Genomic DNA, 20,605 nt, shown 5'->3' on the forward strand with positions numbered 1-20,605 from the left:
TAGACATCCAAGATGTACCTTATGGGGAAACTTGTCTATCTATTAGAAAAATTAGCTTTACGGTTGTTGGTATACATTGTATAATGTCTAGGTAGGATTAGGTAACTAGTCTATTTCTACGTTCTATTTGCTTGCTTCGTTTACAAGTTTCTGCGGCCAACCGCAGACCTAATTTATAGGAACTCGCTCAAGACTCTGGAAAGGAGGTGCAATGGCTAATGAGTAACACGAGCTATTCATTTAAAGAAAACTCTCATATGAAGGATATTCAAGGAGGAGAAAAAAAGGTTATGAAGAAAATTTTATCCGTAGCTTTGTCTACAGCAATGGCATTCTCCATGTTTGCTTCCGTAGCATTCGGTGCCGATGCAAAACTTACTCCACAGCAACAATTTGATGCTTTGAAAGCAGCTGGTATCGTTACTGGATACCCAGACCAAACAGCTGGTCTTGAAAAAACAATCACTCGCGCTGAGTTGGCAACAATCATTGTTAAAGCAATCGATCTTGAGCCTGTTCTTGGCGTAGCTACTTACAAAGACAAAAACTATGATGTTAACCACTGGGCAGCTAAGTACATCGAAGCAGCTACTCAAGCTGGCATCCTGACAGGTAAAGACGCTGTTAAACAACTGTTCGGACCAAATGACAACCTGACAGTTCAAGAATTGGCAACAGTTCTGGTTAAAGCGTTGAAACTTGAAGTTCCAGCTGACACTAACAACACAGCTACTGAGTGGGCTAAAGGTTACGTTCAAGCTGCAATCAACGAAGGCTTGATCGAAGCTGGTATCAACTACCAAGCTAACGCTACTCGCGCTCAAGCAATCGTAGCAGCTTACGCAATCTACGAAGCTAACCAAGTTCCTACAGTTGCTTCCTACGAAGTATCTGAAGCTGGTAAAGTTGTTGAGTTCAAACTCTCCAACGACGAAGTTGTGAAAGTAACTTTGGAAGAAGCTCTTGCGCCTAACAAAGAAACTGAAGTGAAATTCACTCACAACGGTAACGAGTACACTCACAAAGTAACTTACGTTACTACTGTGGCTCAAAACCTGCAATCCGTAAAAGCTGAAAACCTGAAACAAGTGGTTATTACTTTTGACGGAACAGTGGATGAAGAAAGCGCAGGAAATGAAGATAACTATGTTATCAAAGACAGATCTTTCCATAGTGCTACCGTATCTGATGACAAAACTTCTGTAACGTTGTTGTTGGATAACGAAAATGCTAGCAACTTCTTGACAAATCAAAAAGAAATCGAGTTGGAAGTTAAAAACATCAAAAATGAAGACGGAACTAAAACTTTCAATCAAAAAGTGAAGTTCACTCCTTCTGATGTTACTGCTCCGACTGTTCAAGAAGTCACTGGTCTAGGTACAAAGGCATTCAAAATCAAATTTAGCGAGCCGATCAATCCTGCTACTGCATTGGCTTCCAGCTATTATAAAGTAGATGGTAAAGCTATTGGAGCGTCTGTTAAATTTGCTTTCCCTGATACTGTAATTGTTGAAACATCCTTGCCAGTTGGGGAACACAAAGTAACAGTTAGCAATGTAGCTGACTTCTCAGGATTGAAAGTAGCTCCAGTTGACAATGAGTTTACTGTTGCTGAAGATACGGCTGCTCCAGAGGTAGTATCTGCTAAGACAAAGGATCTTAAAGAAGTTACAATTGAGTTTAATGAAACTATCAAAAATATCTCTGAGGCATATGCCAACACAACTAGTCACAAGGCAAAAATTACCTACGAAGATACAAAAATTAAATTGTCCTTCAATGATCCTTTGAACTACAGCGAAAATACTATTACCCTGAAAGGCGTTACTGACTATAGTGGTAATAAAGCGGACAGAGAAGTAAAAGTGACTCCAACTTTGGACACTACTCGTCCAACTGTGTCGGAAGTAAAACTTACGCAAAATGCTGATGGCCGTTTCATTGCTGAATTGAGATTTAGCGAAGAGTTGGATAAAGCAACTGCTGAGGATAAAGAGAACTACGTTCTTAAAAACTCTGACGGTAAGATTGCAGACGTTAGTGGCGTAAACTCCAAAGGACATCCACTTGCAAAACCGACCCTGAGCACTAACAAAAAAGTTGTTTCCGTTGATCTTGGAACTGGATTGAAAAATGAAGATTACACATTGACAATTTCGGGTGTCAAAGACACGGCTGTCGTGGGTAATGTAATTCTTCCAGTAACTGTGGATCTTAAAGCGGGCGAAGCTCAAAATGGTGAAATTGACCGCGTTTGGGTAGAGCATATCAGCGGTAATGAGTATTATGTATTCTTCGAGTTCAACAAAGAACTTGCTACATCCGGTGACGGCAACGCTTATGCTGTAGAGAAATATTCGCTTATCGACACAGATGGTAGAACTGTTATTGGCCAATTGACGGATGATGAGAGCGATGTTGATTTGATTGCTTCGAAAACAGTTCGTATCAAATCTAATCTTAGCCAGCTTTCAAGCCCCAACATCACTAGCTACTATGTTCAAGCTAGTTACATTGCGAATTCTGAGGGTAAATTCCTGAAACAAGCTGGTAGCTTTAACTTGACTAAGAAGGTTGGCTCTGACAAAATTGATGTGGTAGCTAACTCTGCTAAAGCAGTTAGCACAACAGAAGTGAAGGTTGAATTCGAATCCAAAGTTACAAATGTAACTCTAAGCGACTTTAGTATCGCTGGACGTACTCCAATCAACTCCACTTCAAGTGCAGATCAAAAGACAATCACGTTTATCCTTGATAGCGATGAGAAATTGCCTGCTGATCTGTCAGGAGAAAGCCTGACTATCTCTACAAGAGTAGCTACTCCAAATACTCAAAATGAGTATGGAACTAAAATTGCTACATTCACTCAAACTATCAAAGATGAAATCAAACCTGAATTCAAGGATGATCAAGTGAGTGTTGTAAGTGCAACTGGTGCTACTTATGAGCTTTCGGTAGGATTGACTGAAGCTGTAGATCACAATACTGCAAGATATGGAAATAGTACTGAAGCTCTGCAAACAGCGTATAAACTGTTTGAGGTTAAAGCTGAAGTAGGTAGAGTAACTTACACAGGCGAAGTTATAGATGTCGAATTTAATGACACTACTTACTCGAATAGCTATCCAAACCGTATCATTCTTACTGTACAGTTTAAGGATGCAAACGGTAATGTTGTTAATACCCTAGGCAACAATGCTTACATCAATGTTAAATTTAGCTCTAACAACGAAGGCGGTAAAAACATCGTTGATGCTAAAGGTAATGCATTGAAACAATTCGAGGGTTCTCTGAACTACAGAAACTAAGTTTTTAAAAAAACGGGCCTTAGTGCCCGTTTTTTTGTTTAGTTTGACTGGATAAAATTTGGCTTTCCTCAGAGTAAAAGATTCTGAATGTAAGTAGGCTAAACATTTATAATTCCAGGGATAGTAGCCTGATGTCAATAAAAAATTGTGTTTGAATTGTGAAGCCAAAGAGGTTCATTGATGAAGGATACAGTAACCTTTTGGTTAGTCTACCGATTTAACCCAAGTAATTGTTATATATTCTTTTTATAAATGAGATATTATTGAACTTTTTTTAATTTAATGCGTATATACTATATACGACTTTTTTAAATTAGGAGGTTTAATCTTGAATAGGACGAAGATGGTTGTAGCTTCATTAGCTGTTGCTGCTTTAATGGCACAGAGTGCTACTGGGGTTATAGGCGCAGCAGCAGCGAAATCGGAAACGAATACAGCAGCCGCGCAAGCGCTTAAAACGCTAGGTAACTTAAGTGGGGTTAAAATTTCAGGCAAGAGTACTGTGAAGTTAAGCAATGTGAATATTTTATCTCAAGACGATGGGAACATACTGACGTATACTTTAACGTATCACAACAATGATAGTAAGAGCTTGTCTTTAATTGATTATTGGACGAAAGTTAAAACGAAATCCGGTACGGTATATAGCGTAAGCGTGGTAGGGGCAGATAAGGAGAAGAAGAAGGTTGTACCAGGTTCTTCAGTTAACGTAACCTATACGACCAAAATAGCTAAGCATTTGAAGTATAGTGATCTAAACTTCCAAATCGTCAAGTGGGATTTTAGTGTGGCAGGCTATGAGCAAGTGTTAGGGAGTATTAACATTCCATCTACATATGCTGTAGCTACCCCGGTGAATACTACTCGGAAATTAGCACTAAATGAGTTTTCGGCAAATGCAAAGGTCATGACTGTGAATGTTCTGGGATTAGGCGATTCTAATTATGTAAACATAGCTTTGTACTTGCAAAATACGGGTTCTAGCTCTATAGAGAATCCGAACCTAAAGTACGTCGTTCAGACAGCAAGTGGTACGGCATTTGCCGTAACACCAGATTCTGCGAGCTCTAATATTAAAATATTACCTCAAGAGAATAAGACGCTGAACTTGATTGCTAAGATTCCTAAAAACGTCAACTTGAACAACCTACAGCTCTTGCTTGTACAAAATGATGAGGCGTCAAAAAGTGAACTTCCGGTAGCATCCATGGGACTTGGCACCAAGCAGGGACAAAGCTCTAAGACTGCTGCTAGTAAAGAAAAACTGTTAAAGATTGATAGCACCAATATAACAACTAGAATCGAGAGTATTGCTAGAAACCAGAGCTTTGGCAAGAGTGATATATCGATTCAATTTGCAATCACAAATAAAGGTGATAAGGCCATCACAATTCCGAATTATTCCTTTGAAATCCAGTCTGGTTCAAAGTCATATCCGCTTGTTGCTAGTGGTTTGCAAGGAATAACTTTAGAGCCGAATGATGAACAGATCATTTCGGTGGATGGTACCCTGCCGATCGTTGTTAATGCCAATGAGATGGATCTGGTATTGAAGACGCCAACAGGTGCTTCACAGGGATCATCTGAAGAACCATCAGCGCCAACTACAACTAATAACTATCCAGTGGCCATATATAGCTTGCCAGACTATACGGAAATGCAGCATGTTCAAGGTCAAGAGCGTACAATCAAAAATAATGACGGTGTATTTGGCGTTACGCTAGATGCGGTACAAAAACTTCCTTGGAATGATGGGAACTTATTAGCTACAAAAATTACGATAGTTAATAAAGGCACCAAAGCGGCCAAGCTGCCTGAATTTGCTGGAGCCTATAAAATGGACTTAACCACGCTTAACGGCACTGTACAGCTGGTAAATACGAATACAACGCAAATTCTCGGCCCAGGAGAGAAGACAAGCGTATATGTAGTGGCAAATGTTCCAACAAGTTTGAAATTCTCTCAACTACAAGTACAATTGCTGCAGAAAACTGGTGCAGATAAAACGAGTAACTGGATCATGTTCTCGAACTATGGAAAAACGAGTGATCTAAAACAGGTTGCAGAGGGAACATACTTTAACCTGGATACAGCAGGTAAGAAATCGGATCTTAAGACTCGTAAAACTTATTTGTACAAAGGCAGCACAAGCGATATCATTTATACGGAACTTATTATGAGAAATCTTGAGAATAAACAAACGAACTTGTCTCAGTTGACGGGCTATTTCCAAACAGATGATGGACAGTACTATAAAGCCGATGTTAATCAAGTGAAGCACGCAGTGGGTCCTGATTCTGCTAGCTTGGTCTCCTTCTCGGCAAAAGTGCCTAAGGGAACAACGGTTTCCAACTGGAATCTGGTTGTTGGTGAGAGCATTACGGAAGATAAATTTGCCGATTCGGAAGGAAAACCGACAGGCTTTGTAAATGCTTCGGCAATGGAGCTGAATTTGGATAGCAGAAGTATTCAAAGTACGTTGAAGGATGTTCAATTGTTCCCTTATACGTTAACCGTAAGAGAAATCGAAGGGCGTACGAACTCATCGGGCTTAGAAGTGAAGATGAAGTACGACTTGAAACGTGATTTGACGTTTGATATGGGTGAATTCCAGCATAAATTTATTCTTGAGGTAACAGATTCCAGTGGAGCAAGATTCGAGAAAGAAATTGAACTGGAAAAAGACTTTATTGTTGGTGGTAACCAAAGCTTCTCTTATGTTATAAATGATCCGATCTTTGCAACTTCTAGATCTGGAGGTTTCCAATTCTCCATCTATGATTCATACCAAGGGGAGAAAACGAAGATCGCTACTCAAGCTGCACACTTTATTAATAATGATTTGTATAACTAATATTTATATCAAGCAAAAATCCCTCCAGCAGGGATTTTTGCTTGTTTCCATCTCTTGAACCTACTATCATGGATGAATAGAGATTGATAGAGTGAAATAGAAGTAAGCATTGAAATGTATTCATAATAGGAGGTACATAATGAAGACAACATGGAAAATAGCGGCAGCGATTGTATTGATTGGTGGAGGAGTATGGGCTGGCTCATTGTTAAATGAAAAAGTTGAAGGAGCAGGCGTGACGAATCAACCGGGAACCGCTGATGATCCTGTGGTGACGAAGAGTTACGTAGATCAGCAAATTCAACAGGCTTTAAAAGGCGGAGGCAGCAGTTCAACGCCATCTCCCCCAGTATCCACGGACTCAAACTCTGGAGTAGCAACTGGAGGGAATACTGCCACAGCTTCAGATGAAGTTAAAATTGTTGAAGTGAAGCCTGGCAAGAAACTGATCGCAGCAGCGGGCGCGGAATTTGTCGTACGAGCAGGGAAAGCAGCCATCTACAGTGAGGATCAAAATGGCGTAGCTGATTTAACGGATGGAAAGGACATCACAAACGGTGGAATTGTCACAAACAATCATCTGTTATCTTTCCCAAGGGCAGGCCGGGGTATTCAGCACCAAGAGGGACAGACACATCCATTGACTGTCATGGTGCGTGGCGGTTATTCTATCAAATAATTCCGGGAGCAATGGATGTTGTCCCCATGGCAGAATAATACCAGCAGTTACAAACATTGAGACGGCTAGCCAATTGTCATTGACGCATACTACTCCTTGAAGGATTAATTTTATAGGAGGTGTCAAGAACATGGCTAGAAGCAACCGCAAAATCATTCCGGAAAGCCATCAAGTACTGCACCAGTGGAAATATGAGATTGCTGCCGAGTTTGGCCTCCCCGTAGGAAGCAATGTAGGAGCGTCTGGCTCTGCTGATACAGAGTTTGCAGGTGAACTTGGTACATCAGGAGCTTCATCAGGGTATTCAAGCTATTGGGGGCATCTGACATCCCGAGAGAACGGCTCTGTTGGCGGTGAAATCACCAAAAGATTAATCGCACATGCTCAGCGTAATTTATTGAACTAATTTTTTTCATGGATGGCCTTTTTTATTTTGACATGACCTGGCAAATGCGTTAATATGACTTTTAAGGATTGTCAAATCAACCTTTTCCGCTGCGGAAAAGGTTCATTTTTTGCTGAGGCTAATTTTTGGGAATCCTCACAATGTGGCAGGGTAGCCCATTCAAACTATGAAGCGCATTGTATAATATTTTTAGTATCGGATACTTAGGCAAATGCCATACTATTCACATGGGGAGGTTGATTGAAATGTCCATCAAAGGACGCCATTTATTTACTTCTGAATCCGTCACCGAGGGTCACCCGGACAAGATTTGCGATCAGATCTCGGATGCGGTGCTTGACGCTTTTCTTAAGGAGGATCCTTATGCTCGCGTTGCGTGTGAAGTATCTGTAGCTACTGGTCTTGTACTCGTTATAGGTGAAATTAGCACGAAATCGGAGTATGTGGATATTCCTGCACTTGTTCGCAAGACGATTAGAGAAATTGGTTATACCCGTGCAAAATACGGCTTCGATTCCAATACGTGCGCTGTATTGACATCGTTGAACGAGCAATCAGCTGATATCGCCCAAGGCGTAAACGCTGCTCTCGAGCATCGCGATCCGGCTCAGATGGACAAGGAAACCGAAAATATCGGAGCGGGCGATCAAGGGTTGATGTTCGGTTTCGCAACGAATGAAACTCCTGAGTTCATGCCGCTGCCGATTGCTCTCTCCCATCGCATTGCCCGTCGTTTGGCTGAAGTGCGTAAGGATGGAACGTTGAACTACCTTCGCCCTGACGGTAAAACACAAGTGACTGTTGAATACGAAGATGGTAAAGTGGTTCGTATTGATACCATTGTAGTATCGACACAGCATGCTGAAGAAATTACACTGGAGCAAATCCAGAAGGATATCAAGGAACATGTCATTCTTCCTGTCGTTCCTGCTGAGTTGCTGGACGAGCAGACAAAATATTTCATAAACCCTACGGGCCGTTTTGTTATCGGGGGGCCGCAAGGGGATGCGGGTCTTACCGGCCGCAAAATCATCGTGGATACGTATGGCGGTTATGCTCGCCATGGCGGCGGTGCATTCTCGGGTAAGGATCCTACAAAAGTGGATCGCTCCGCGGCTTATGCAGCGCGTTATGTAGCTAAAAACCTCGTAGCTGCTGGATTGGCAGACAAACTCGAAATTCAGTTGGCTTATGCAATTGGCGTAGCGACTCCTGTCTCCATTAACGTAGATACGTACGGAACAGGTAAAGTACCGGAGGAGAAGCTCGTTGAGCTTATTCGTGAGAATTTCGACCTTCGTCCTGCAGGTATCATTCAGATGCTGGATTTGCGACGTCCTATTTACCGTCAGACAGCGGCTTACGGACATTTTGGCCGTACGGATCTGGATCTGCCATGGGAGCGTCTAGACAAGGTAGAGGCTCTAAAAGCACAAGCGGGTATTTAAGCCCAAATTTCTTACTTATAAATAGAAAACGGATATCCATTGCAATCAGCAACGGGTATCCGTTTTTTGAATTCTAGCTGTCTTTCTTATCCTTTTCCCAGTTCAGAACGGTTTGAAGCAAGTTTAACGCTAATGTATGATTTTCCTTGGAACGGTTCGATAGTAATTGAATCAGTTCACTTAGGCTGTCAGTATAATGATCAACAGGTTCCAAATGTCGAAAGAACTCCTCAAGCGTCATTTCAAACCCTTTAGTCATTTTATGAAGGGTGTCAATTGTCAAATTACAACGGCAAGCTAATACTAACGAATCAACGGCTTGTTTATATTCCATTGAATAAGTCGAGAGAACAAGTTGAGAAAGGAAGTATAATTGTAAGCCAACAGGATGGGGAACAATTAAAATTTACTATTAAGGAACCGCATAAATGGGAAGAGGAGCTGCAAAATATGTGATATACTGAATCCAGCAGGTTAACATATGAGAGCAGGATAAATACTGTAATTCGTGAAAAAAGGAGGGATAAAAGTGAGTGAGCAAAAGCTTGATTTGATATTAAAAGAGCTTGGAAATATTAATGGGAGATTGGACGGGATAGACCAACGATTAGATGGCATAGATCATCGATTAGATGGTATAGACCAACGATTGGACAGTCATGAAGGATTGATAACACAACTGATTGGTGTGGTAAAGTCTACGAATGAGAAAGTAACGGTCATGCAAGAGGAGCTTTTAGAGTTAAAAGAGGGTCAAAGCAGGCAGGATCGGATATTGGAATCTTTAGCTTTGCATTCGCTAGAGCAGGAAACGATCATTCGGGAACTGAAGCGCATAAAATAATGAGCAGGATGAGTAAACCATGAAAAATAATAGGATTCGGTAAACTCCTGGACAACGAGTAATATGTGACCAGGAGTTATTTGTGTATCATGAAATATTGAATACAGTCGACGAATTTGCCCCCTGTTCTAAACTTGAGGAGCTGATTTGCCGTTATTATACATAGGTGTGTATTTGGCTACCGTACACGGTGTTATATACAGAATTATGGAATGGACGGAAAGGGGAACGTGAAATGCAAAGGAAGGTTTCATTTCTGATTGTTGCAGTTTTAATGTTGAACATGCTGCTAGGGGGGATTGCTGGTGCAGCCAGTGATTATCGTCAAAGCACAGGTGAACCCATAACTACGGCTTCAACAAATTCACTGAATACAGGAAAAATGCTGCTGAGCAAAGGATTGCTGGCGGCGATAAGCAGTACTCCCTCAACCTACAGCCCAACAGGTACGGGCGTGCCTATAAACACGAAACTGGAAGTAAAGTTCGGGAGTAATAAGGTACGAACGAATGGACAGAAAACTTATACGATTTCCAGAAATGTTTCTGGCTACATTGAAAAAATGGATGTAACAGTAACCCAGTCAACATACACGAATTCTATCATATTAACTCCACCCACAAATTTGCAATATGGGAGTAATTACACCATTATGATCCCCGCAGATACTTTTATTGTTGGGGAAAGAAATGGTACGAAGTCTTCGACAATCAGCTGGTCTTTTACAACTGCAAATGCATCAACAACGGCATTGAGCGCAACTGCATATAGCCCGACTAATGGGAGTAGTTATGTAAATGTTAATACGAAGCCGGTTATTACGTTTAACCGCAACGTGAATTTAAATCGTAATACTTCTAATGCGGGAATTACGCTTAAGAAATCGTCCAATCATGTAACTGTTCCAATTACAGTGACTTCTAGCGGGAATCAAGTGACGATCTCTCCGAATAGTTCATTGGAATCGGGAGTTAGCTATTACATTGAAATTCCGAACAACAGCATCTATGATGCCCAGAACTCTTCTATTTATTTCGCTGGCCTTTCGGGCACGAATAGATGGACGTTCCAGACGGGAACCGTAGACAAGACGGCTCCGGTTCTTCAAAGCGCAACGATGCACTCGAATACGGCTATCCGCCTTCTTTATAACGAGGCGTTGGAATCCTATTATAGTTTGTCCACCTCTAGCTTCAAGGTTAGTGTGAATGGAGAGGATCGTCGTATAAGCAGTGTATCTGCATCAGGTGAGAGCGTCTATGTTTACTTGGAGACTGGCGTAGCTGTGGGGCAAAACGTCCGCATTAGTTACACAGCCGGCGGTATCCGCCCAATTCAGGATTTGTACGGCAATGTGGCTGCGTCCTTCGCCAGCAGGGAAGTAACGAATGGAATAGACTCTGTCATGCCAAAGCCGCAGGAGGGCTATATTTCAGGCAGTACATTGACGCTGCGTTTTAGCGAGAGCCTAAAGGATGTTTCCAGCTATGCTTATGAACAGTTTACTGTAACGGCAGACGGACAAATCAAAGGAATCAATAGAATTAGCAGAAGTGGTTCATATATTTATCTTTATTTAAACAGTTCTGTATCCAATGGAGATGTTGTTAAGGTTTCTTATACACCGGGATCTTATCCACTGCAGGACTATCGCGGTCAAAATATTGCGCCGTTTAGCGACTATTTTGTTCGCAATTATAATGATACGAAGGCACCGGAATTCACTAAAATCGAGGGTTCCGGCACTAAAATCGTAATTACCTATAACGAAGCACTAAGAAGTACAAGCATTCCGATGAAAAGCCAGTATTCTGTATTAGTTAATAATTCGCCTGTATATGTCACGGGGATTGAAGTTTTGACCAACCAGGTTATTCTGACGTTGGCATCCTCATTCTCAAAGGAGCAGAATGTAACCTTATCCTATGTATCCGGCGCTGGAGGGATTGCCGATTTGAACGGCAACCTTGCAGGCTATATTAATCTAGAACCTGTAAATTACAATATGGTGGCTGAGGGGATCCGTTCAGCGGTTGTTCGCGGAGATACGATAACAGTTACCTATAATACGGCATTAAGAGCGGCGAGCTTCGTGCCTGCCAATCAGTTTAATGTCAATGTGGATCAAATAAATCGAGCCATACAATCTGTGAGCATTAATGGAGACACGATTACCATAAAGCTGAGCACGGCAGTACTTCCGGGACAGGTTGTGGATTTATCCTATATGCTGGGCTCAACTCCGCTCTACGACAGCCTTGGTAATACGATTAAGGCGTATAGTAAAATTCCGGTGCAAAATCTTACTCAAGGAGAAGCGGGGAGCAACTTAAGCAGCGGACAGCCATCGTATATTTCGGTCTTCTCTCCTTCTGAGTTTGGACTGGGCGGATACTTAATGAGCCTGAATACCGCGCAAGCTCAAGAGAGCTTAACTCGCAGCAAGCAAAATATTAAAAAATATGTACTCGATGCAGCTAAGCTGCAAGAAGCTTATCAGTTTCTCATCAGCAACAATTCAGCGCAGCGCAAATTAATATTCGAAGTTCCACGGACGGAAAAAGCAGCAGAGGTTGTTATTCCGATGAGTGCGCTTGTAGATATGTACAGTCGAGGTAAGACGGGCTCATTAGTGGTACGTTATCAGGAAATGATGTACGAGCTTCCGATCGAAAAAATTCCGTTCGCCGAGATCTCCAGATCTCTTTACGTCAACAATTTAAATACAGCATATCTTAAGGTGGAAATTGAACCAGTAGCTAGAGTTCAACTGCCGACGCAGAATTACAGCAACGGAGTAACGATTACTCCGACCGCCGACCCCGTTCAACTATTTGTATCTGTCTATAATGGGACTGCAGCTCAAAATGCAGTAAGTGTAAATCATTCGGGCCAGGCGTATTTCAGAGCTGCTAATCAAGGAACTGCGAGCCAGGTATCCTTGATAAAATATGACCTGACAGCACGTACATCTTCCTTTGTTCCTGGAAAGGTGACGAACAGCGGCAGTATCGTTATTCTTAGTGGAAAAGTTAGTGGCGATCTCGTCATTGGCCCAGCAGCGGGATATAGCTATTTTACGGATACCAAAGATCATTGGGCGAATGCATCGATTAACAGCTTGGCAAGCAAGCTGATTGTAGATGGGCGACAAGGGGCCAAGTTTGATCCAAACAGCAACATTACTCGGGCCGAATTTGCCGTATTCATTGCTAAGGGGTTAGGTCTGGCAGGAGATGAGGCAAGTGCCCGCCGCTTCCCGGATGTTCCATCAGGAACGACGGGAGCTTATATCGGAGCAGCTGCCAAAGCAGGCATCATCGCCGGCAATATGGACGGTACGTTTAAACCGAACAGCTACATTACGCGTGAGCAAATGTCTCTGATGATGGTGCGTGCGATGGCATATGCGGGACACGACATATCCTTGAACGGCTCTGCCGCGCAGACGCTGAACCGATTCAAGGACAGCGCCAAAATTCAATCCAAGGAAAATGTGGCCAAAGCAGTGAAGGAAGGGATTATCCAAGGGATTAGCCTCGATACATTCCAGCCTCAAGGCAACGCTACTCGTGCTCAAGCAGCTGCAATGCTGAAGCGGGTATTGGAAAAGTTGAATTACATTTAGTTCATATAGAGTGGGAAAGACCTTCTACATTTAACGTAGAAGGTCTTTCTTTTAGTAAAAGCTGATTATGGATGAAACAATAACTCATGATCCGAAAGCTCTGGGTAGATTACTTAAATAATGAGCGCAGCTCCGCACATGGTCCCCTCAGTGATTCCACCTTTTCCAAGTACAGCACCAAAGCTTCTAACACAACATTATTCTGGGACGATTCAAACGACTCTTCCCTTATTTTTTTCAAGGCCTCACCATAGTTCGCCTTCTCTGTGTCTGTTAGCAATTCATTCTTTCTGATATTGAACTCTAATTCTTCGAACACTTCATGTAACCGGCGTGCTTCCCAAATGGCATTCTTGACTTGGCAGCTTCCCTTACTTTCTAAGGAAGAAGGGTCGAACAAAGAAACATGTTGCATTTCAGGAGTATTAAACCCTTCTACTAAAACGTGGATAATCCGCCCGACATACATGGCAAGGTTGCGGCATTGTTGGTCGGGAATATCGGAACCTATAAGACGGAAATATTCCAACAAAATGCTGCCGGCGATAAAGATGATGTCCATAGCATGCTTCCCAATATCTTCTCCATACTTATCGGCTATGCAATCCTCTAACCAAAGATAGAACTTCTCCTCTAATTCCGTCCATGCCTTTCTAATTTTCTCGTCACCGGAGTTTTTTAGCGTAGGCAGCATGTTGAACATTAGCGTATGAAAGTTATGATTCAGAACAACCCTTAAATAGGTGGCAATAAGTTCAACGATGCGTTCGCCAGGGGAAAGCTCTAAGTTGCGATACAGTTTATTAACCTCTCTATCCAAAGCTTTGCTCAAATTTGAAAGGCTTTCTAACAGCAAAGTCTCCTTACTGTCAAAATACTTATATAAAGAAGGCTTGGTCATCCCGCTTTCTTTGGCGATTTCATCGACCGTAGTCAGCGTAACTCCTTTCTCGCCAAAAAGCCGGAGAGCATTCTGTATAATAATTTCCCTTTTATCCTTATTCATTTAAGAGTTCCTTTCGTTATAGTAAGTAGCGAAGACCTCACTCGCAAATCTGCAAGCGAGGTCACCGATTACATGGAGACGTTATCTGAAGCTGTAGAGATAGATGGATCTGGCGTACGCTTGCGTCTATGCCTATTTTCTTTCCAATTAGCAACCACCGTGTATATGGAAGGCACCACGACCAGCGTTAGAACTGTCGAGAACATTAATCCGAAAATAATGGTGTAAGCCATAGGCCTGAACAGTATGCTACCTGCAACAGCCAATGGCAGCATTCCGATCATTGCCGTGAATGAAGTGAGAACGATTGGACGGAAACGAGCGCTTGCTGCTGATATGACCGCTTCGTACAAGCCGATTCCTTCCCGTCGTGCATCCTCGATAAATTCAAGGAAGACAATCCCGTTACGTACAACAATACCTGCTAGTGAAATAATACCCATTATACTCATGAAACCAATGGAAGATCCAGAGACAAAGATACCAATGATTCCGCCAGCGGCGGCCAGATATACCGTGGTCATAATAATAATCGGTGCTGATAGAGAGTAAAACTGAATCGTGATCATAATAAAGATTAGGAAAATGACGACTACGAAAAGCATAGCCAAATCCCCGAATATATCCGCTTGGTCTGATGTTTCGCCGCCAAATTCAATCGAATATCCTTCTGGAATGACCATGTCATTCAGAATAGCGCGCACCTCGGCGTTTAGCTCAGATGCCGTCTTTCCAGTCGCGTTAGCTTCCACCGTGATCATACGTTCAAGGTTGTAATGCTGAATTTTTTGCGTTGTAAATGACGCCTTCATTTCAGCCAGTTGTGCTAGAGGAACTTGGGCCCCTTGTTTATTGGTAATAAAAATTTTCTGGAACAATTCATTAGGACTTGCTCCTTGACTCGAAGCTTGAAAATTGACATCGACGATTTGCTTGCCCGTATCAAAGTCGCCGATGTCGAGTCCATCGCCCATTAGCCGGAGCGTTTGCGTCAGCGTACTGTAATCGATCATGTATTCGTCCATGGCCTGGTTGTTAACTTCAAACTCTAGCGTATAGCTCTGATTTCCGAAATTGTCCTTGATCCCGGTCGCGCCTTCTAATTTGGAGATTTTCTCCTTTAGCTGCTGCGACAGCCTTTGCAGCGTATCCAGTTCTTCACCGGCAATCCGGACGGATACGGCAGAACCCACTGGGATTCCGAGCCGGGGGACGTGGGTCGATATCGTTGCACCAGGGAAATGCTGCTTCAGCTCTGCTTCCCAGGCGGAGACAGTTTTATCTAATTTAAATAAATCCGACTTGCCAATAACAGAAATCTGTCCGACAGAAGTTGAAGGGGCAAGAGCATTTGTAATGTCAGAGTATAATTGTGGAGCCCTGCCGCCAACTCCTACGCTTACAAACTCGGTCTCGGGCTGCTTTTCTACCCACTTGGTTATATTATTCACCATGCGGTGGGTCTCTTGGAAGGACGTACCTACAGGCATTTCTACATTGATGCTAACATAAGGATCCTCAGACTCAGGGAACAAATCAACCGGCGTAATCAATGCTAAACTGAACGAGGCTGTTCCGATCAGGAGGCCTATGCTTGCATACAATTTAGGTTTTTTAAGCACTTTCGGAATCAGAGTACCAGAATACCATTTAGTAACCATCTGGATTTGTTTACCGAGCAGGCCGGCTGGCCTTGGCTCCTCGGAAGAAGGAGTATTCTGATCGTCGTTGACTTCTTCGCCAACAGAACTGCTCTTGGCTGCTGCTTGTTGCCTGCGCCGTCTCTCATGCCACTGACGGAAGATCGGAATGATGGTTAACGACATAATCATGGAAGCAAGCATGGAGCAGGAAATAACAATGGGAAGCGGCTTAATAAAGGAACCGATATCTCCAGTTAAAAATAGCAATGGCGCAAAAGCAAAAATTGTCGATAAGGTTGCAGTCAGGATGGATACGGCTACTTCCTTCGCCCCTTTAATTGAGGCGACTTCGGGACTTTCTCCAAGCACGCTTAGTCTACGTTCGATGTTATCGTTCACAACGACGGCATCGTCGACCAGAATCCCTAGTACAATAATCAAACCTACGATAGAAATTTCATTGATGGTAATTCCCGTGAAGGGCATCATAATCATTCCCATGGCAATGGAAATCGGTATGGCAGCCGCCACGACCAACGAGGTCATTAGATTAAGCCCTAATGTACAGACCAAAATTACGGCAGCGATAGCGACCAGCATCTCCTGAAGCAGCTCGCTGAACATTTTGCTGACGACTTCCTTCTGACCGAAGGCAGAAGCAAAATGCGTTCCGTTGGGTAAGCTTCCCTTAAGCTCGTTTAGCTTGTCAGAAATCAGTTTATCCATCTTCGGAACATCCGAGCCGGTCTGTGCGGACACATTGATTGAGATGGCAGGCTTCCCGTTGTAATAGGCAAGATAGGTTGGCTTCTTATCCGCCAGCTGAACCTGGCCGACATCTTTTAAGTACACCGGAAATCCGCTCTGAGTCTTGCTAATGAGCACCTCATTAAGCTCTTCGGCCTTTTTAATTTCGGAGACGACTAATTCATAGCTGCGAGCATCATACTCCAACGAGCCAAGTGGTGTACGGTTGTTCATATTAGTTACAGCCTGCACAACCTGTTCCCAAACGATTCCGTACTGCTCTAGTTTTTGCAGGTCGACCTTAATGCTCACTTCTTTGTCAGGAATACCATCGATCTTTACATCCGCAACACCGCTCACCTGACGAATCTTATCCCGCCATTCGATCATGAGATCGCTGAGAGCATGCAATGTGTCTGGGTTATCGGCATAGATGACATAGGAGCCTATGAAGGAGGAGAATAGGTCGTCGTTAACTATAGGCTTTAGAGCCCCATTCGGCAAATCGGCGGTGGCGTCCTCCACCTTTTTACGCAATTGATCCCATGTTGCAGCAGCATCCGCCTCTGGATAAGCATATACCATGATGGAGGAAACGCCACTTGAGCTGGTCGATTCAATCTTTTCAATCGTTTCAACCTGCTTGATGGTCTGTTCCAGTATCTTCGTGACGGATTGTTCCACCCGCTCTGGCGTGGCTCCCGGGAAAATAGTGGTGACTATCGCTTGCTTCAATACGACGTCAGGCATATCCTGACGGGGGAGAGTAGTCGCGCTAAAGATGCCGAATAAAATAAAGATTACAAATAATAATATCGTGATTTTTCTTTTTTTTATGGAATATTCGATCATTCTGCATTATCCTCCACGATCGTGATCGTGTCTCCGTCAAACAAGCTGTCGGCCCCGATGCTGACAACGACATCGCCTTCATGAAGCCCCGAGGCGATGCTCAAGTGGTTGTCCTCACTGATACGAGCGCCTAATTCAACCACCGCTTTAACGGCTTTGCCGTTAACATGTTTGAAGACATAGGGTTCCTGACCATTACTAATTACCGCTCCTGCTGGAACAAAGATTCCTTCCTGCCCGATGGAGGATAGGCCTACACGAACCACTTGACCTGGAATCCAGTCCTGCTTAGGATTGGGGACGCTCACTTCCACGGTTAATGTTCCTGTCCCTTGATTAGTTGAAGGAGAGACTCTTACGACAGTACCTTGACGTTTGCTTCCGTTCTGTTCCAATGCTATCACTTGTCCTGGCTTCCACTGGGCGGCTTGCTCACTTGGAACGGCGATTGGTACCATCAGTGTGTCGATCGTGCCGATGACAAAGGCTTCTGCTCCAGCAGGTGCCATTTGGCCGACGACGGCCCTTTTACTCAAAATAACGCCGTCTTGCGGCGCGGTCAGTTTTGTTTTGCTTAATGACAATTGGACTTGCTCCAACTGGACCGTCGCCTGATCGTATGCCGCTTGCGCTTGCATTTGCGCACCTTTAGCTTGGGTCACGGCTGCCTCGGCCGCGCTTTTGCCGGCTTTGGCCTGTTCAACTCCAGCTTGTGCCGACTTACGCTGCTCTGCAGTAGCACCTTCGGTCAACTCAGAAAGCGATTGCTTAGCGTTCTCCAGTGAAGTTTCCGCATCTTTAAATTGCAGTTGAAATTTTTCGTAATCATCCAGCGATATGAGGCCGGCAGAATAAAGATTCGAATAACGCTCTTGATCTGCCAGGATTTTGTCATAGGCACTCTGCGCCATAGCAACTGCATTCTCCGTCTGGGCAAGCTTCTGGGCGGAAGCTCCTTTCTCTACGGCAGTAAAGTTTGCCTCGGCTGTATCCAGTTGTGCTTTGGCCGCCTGGGCCTGTGCTTGTGCTGCTTCTACACCCGCCTTAGCGGCGCTGAGCTGGCCAGCTGCTTGAGCTACGCCGTTCTGCGCTTGCTTCAGTTGCAATTGTGCATTCTCATCATCAATGACAGCCAATACATCCCCTGCTTTGATCTGATCGCCGGCTTCCACTAGCGTTTGTTTAATCTGTCCCGCGACTTGAAAGGAGATGCTTGCTTCCTGTTCCGGCTTCAGCGTTCCCGAGAAATGGTACTCCGCATTTAAAGGTTCTTTTTTAATTGTAATGACCTGTACGGCAATCGCTTCTTCCTCGGATGCCGTTTGGTTATCAGCTGAGCCGCATGCTGCTGTTATCATAATCATTGAAATGGCTAAAAGAATAGCCGACCATCGTCCTTTCATCCGTTTCTCTCCTCCTGAAATTTATCACATAGTAAAATTTTTAACCTTAAAGTAACCCAGTCGTGGCGCGCTTGTCAAGCGAAGCCTAAAAAGTTGATTTCTAAATTTTCTGATGATATTATGGGAGCGATATGACTAGTCTGATTTGGGAGAGAGAGGTAAAAATTCTATGAAAAGATGTCTATCGGCAATGATATCGTCACTGCTATGTTTGAGTCTTTTATCAGCAGGGCCGGTAGCAGTTCATGCCGCAAAGGCGGACGAAGACAACACGATTCGTACCGGGAAGGAAGCGACTGTCAAAGAGGTATTAAAGGATTCCTTTATTGATTCGGGCACCCTGGTACCCTTAAAGCGACTAGACCTTGATACGGTACTGAAGTTATCGTTGGATCATTCACTGAATTATAGACTGTTAACTTTTAAACTGACGGCTGTAAAATTAAATGAAGGAAGTCTTAAAGAACAGAAAAAAGAGCTTGATCATGCCAGCGGAGGGGCGGGCAGCTCATATACATTACCGGAATCCATTGAAGAGATTCAGGAGAAATATGGCGAAATTCCAGAAGAGATGCTGCCATCCTTGTACCCGACGCTAGAAACTAATATGGTTGTTAATCAGTTGCTGAATGGTGTTGGAAATATCGCCGATGCCATGAATAAGCAGTTGCAAGGACAGCGCGACCAGTTGATTCTTGCTTTAAAACAAATTGAAATGGAGCAGTCCAACACTGTCCTTGAGTTAGAGGAAGCTCGCATAGGAATTAAACTGCAGGTAACTTCGCAGTATGCGGAATTGCTTTCATTAAACAAACAACGGACTGTCGCCGAAAAGTACTTGGAGATCCTGAAGGCCGACTTGAGGAGAGCCGAACTGATGCAGGAGATGGGCATGACTTCAGCGGCCAAGGTTACCGAAGCGCAAAGGGAGGTTCAAAAGCAGGAGCAGCAGATGGAGGGGCTAAATAGTAAGTATGAATTGGCATTAGTCCAGTTTTGCTTTGATCTTGGCATCGCCTATGACCCAAATATCGAACTGGCAGACATGCCGGATTTCACCCCGCAGCCAATCAGCCGCATGAAGCGAGAGCGTATATTGGAAAAATCATTTGAAATGAAACGGCAGTGGAATTCAATTATTTTGGCGCAGCAGCAAGTGCATTACACCAATACTTCCAGTGACGATCAGAAAGATTTGTTGGAGTTGAATGTGCGTATTGCAGAGCAGCAGGCTGAAAAAACGAGAATTGAACTTAACAAAAAAGTCGACGAACTGTACAGTAATGCGGAAATGGCTTATAAGGCTTACGAAAATGCAGTGAACGATTATAATAACGCTAAGCAAGATAATATACACATGATGAAACGATACGACAACGGATTAATATCTCGCCATGATTATGACAAGTCAGCATTCATTTTGACGCAGCAGGAGACGGCGAAGGAACTGGCTCGAATTCAGCTTTACGTAGTAGAGCGTTCCGTAGATGCGCTTGAAGAAGGCTTCATTATGTAACCAGTAACTTATGAATGTATATTAACCTACTTGCTTTATGATTACGGTGAATTAGTCGGGCATACAAAACGTCCTTCCATTTAAGCGATGGCAGGACGTTTTTTCTTGTTTTTCAGTCTGGTCTACCATACAAATCTTGGTATACAAACTATGGTACGCCGTCGAATGTAAGAGGATGATTCACGCATAACTGGATTTGCTGTATGTAAAAGTTGTGCTTTATTGCTGAGTGTACGATTAGCTGGATTTCTTGTAGTTAACTGGATTCAAT

12 protein-coding genes are annotated in these 20,605 nt (G+C 43.4%); 8 read left to right on the forward strand and 4 right to left on the reverse strand.

Translation table 11 applies throughout. The features are described 5' to 3' along the window. Nucleotides 1-218 precede the first annotated feature (218 nt). The 5 genes from ACE3MQ_RS12055 to metK all read left to right on the forward strand — a co-directional run bounded on the left by ACE3MQ_RS12055 (nt 219) and on the right by metK (nt 8,695). Nucleotides 219-3,308 carry an S-layer homology domain-containing protein gene (locus ACE3MQ_RS12055; RefSeq protein WP_379392854.1) on the forward strand — a complete coding sequence of 1,030 codons (3,090 nt, stop codon included), beginning with the start codon at nt 219-221 and terminating at the stop codon, nt 3,306-3,308. 328 nt (nt 3,309-3,636) lie between these two features. Further along, on the forward strand, nt 3,637-6,162 hold the full coding sequence (locus ACE3MQ_RS12060; RefSeq protein WP_379392855.1) for a hypothetical protein: 2,526 nt from the start codon (nt 3,637-3,639) through the stop codon (nt 6,160-6,162). A gap of 139 nt (nt 6,163-6,301) precedes the next feature. Then, on the forward strand, nt 6,302-6,841 hold the full coding sequence (locus tag ACE3MQ_RS12065; RefSeq protein WP_379392856.1) for a hypothetical protein: 540 nt from the start codon (nt 6,302-6,304) through the stop codon (nt 6,839-6,841). 130 nt (nt 6,842-6,971) lie between these two features. Next, on the forward strand, nt 6,972-7,247 hold the full coding sequence (locus tag ACE3MQ_RS12070; RefSeq protein WP_379392857.1) for a small, acid-soluble spore protein, alpha/beta type: 276 nt from the start codon (nt 6,972-6,974) through the stop codon (nt 7,245-7,247). A 245-nt stretch (nt 7,248-7,492) separates the two neighbouring features. Then, the gene (gene metK, locus ACE3MQ_RS12075; protein ID WP_379392858.1) at nt 7,493-8,695 is read left to right on the forward strand and encodes a methionine adenosyltransferase; all 1,203 of its coding nucleotides are present in this window, start codon (nt 7,493-7,495) and stop codon (nt 8,693-8,695) included. Nucleotides 8,696-8,768: 73 nt separating this feature from the next. Here metK and ACE3MQ_RS12080 read toward each other — a convergent pair whose 3' ends face one another. Beyond that, nucleotides 8,769-8,909, reverse strand: a complete 141-nt coding sequence (locus ACE3MQ_RS12080) for a hypothetical protein (RefSeq protein WP_379392859.1) — start codon at nt 8,907-8,909, stop codon at nt 8,769-8,771. 315 nt (nt 8,910-9,224) lie between these two features. Here ACE3MQ_RS12080 and ACE3MQ_RS12085 point away from each other — a divergent pair, with 315 nt between their 5' ends. Both ACE3MQ_RS12085 and ACE3MQ_RS12090 read left to right on the forward strand, forming a co-directional pair. After that, complete coding sequence (locus tag ACE3MQ_RS12085; protein WP_379392860.1) at nt 9,225-9,539, forward strand: hypothetical protein; 315 nt, start codon at nt 9,225-9,227, stop codon at nt 9,537-9,539. Between the two features lie 235 nt (nt 9,540-9,774). Then, a complete protein-coding gene (locus ACE3MQ_RS12090; protein WP_379392861.1) occupies nt 9,775-13,167 on the forward strand; it encodes a SwmB domain-containing protein in 3,393 nt (1,130 codons plus the stop codon). Nucleotides 13,168-13,276: 109 nt separating this feature from the next. On the opposite strand, the gene ACE3MQ_RS12095 is transcribed toward ACE3MQ_RS12090, so the two are convergent. The 3 genes from ACE3MQ_RS12095 to ACE3MQ_RS12105 form a co-directional block, all read right to left on the reverse strand. Beyond that, nucleotides 13,277-14,173, reverse strand: coding sequence for a TetR/AcrR family transcriptional regulator (locus ACE3MQ_RS12095; protein WP_379392862.1), 897 nt, complete (start codon nt 14,171-14,173; stop codon nt 13,277-13,279). A gap of 68 nt (nt 14,174-14,241) precedes the next feature. After that, nucleotides 14,242-17,415: an efflux RND transporter permease subunit gene (locus ACE3MQ_RS12100; protein WP_379392863.1), complete on the reverse strand. Its 3,174-nt coding sequence runs from the start codon at nt 17,413-17,415 to the stop codon at nt 14,242-14,244. Then, nucleotides 17,412-18,818, reverse strand: coding sequence for an efflux RND transporter periplasmic adaptor subunit (locus tag ACE3MQ_RS12105; protein ID WP_379392864.1), 1,407 nt, complete (start codon nt 18,816-18,818; stop codon nt 17,412-17,414). The genes ACE3MQ_RS12100 and ACE3MQ_RS12105 overlap by 4 nt, the downstream gene beginning before the upstream one ends. Nucleotides 18,819-18,987: 169 nt before the next feature. Between ACE3MQ_RS12105 and ACE3MQ_RS12110 the strand changes: the two genes are divergently transcribed. Next, a complete protein-coding gene (locus ACE3MQ_RS12110; protein ID WP_379392865.1) occupies nt 18,988-20,334 on the forward strand; it encodes a TolC family protein in 1,347 nt (448 codons plus the stop codon). The last annotated feature ends 271 nt before the right edge of the window (nt 20,335-20,605 follow it).

Origin of the sequence: Paenibacillus lentus (assembly GCF_042714055.1) — a bacterium.
In the GTDB taxonomy this organism is placed as follows: domain Bacteria; phylum Bacillota; class Bacilli; order Paenibacillales; family Paenibacillaceae; genus Fontibacillus; species Fontibacillus lentus_A.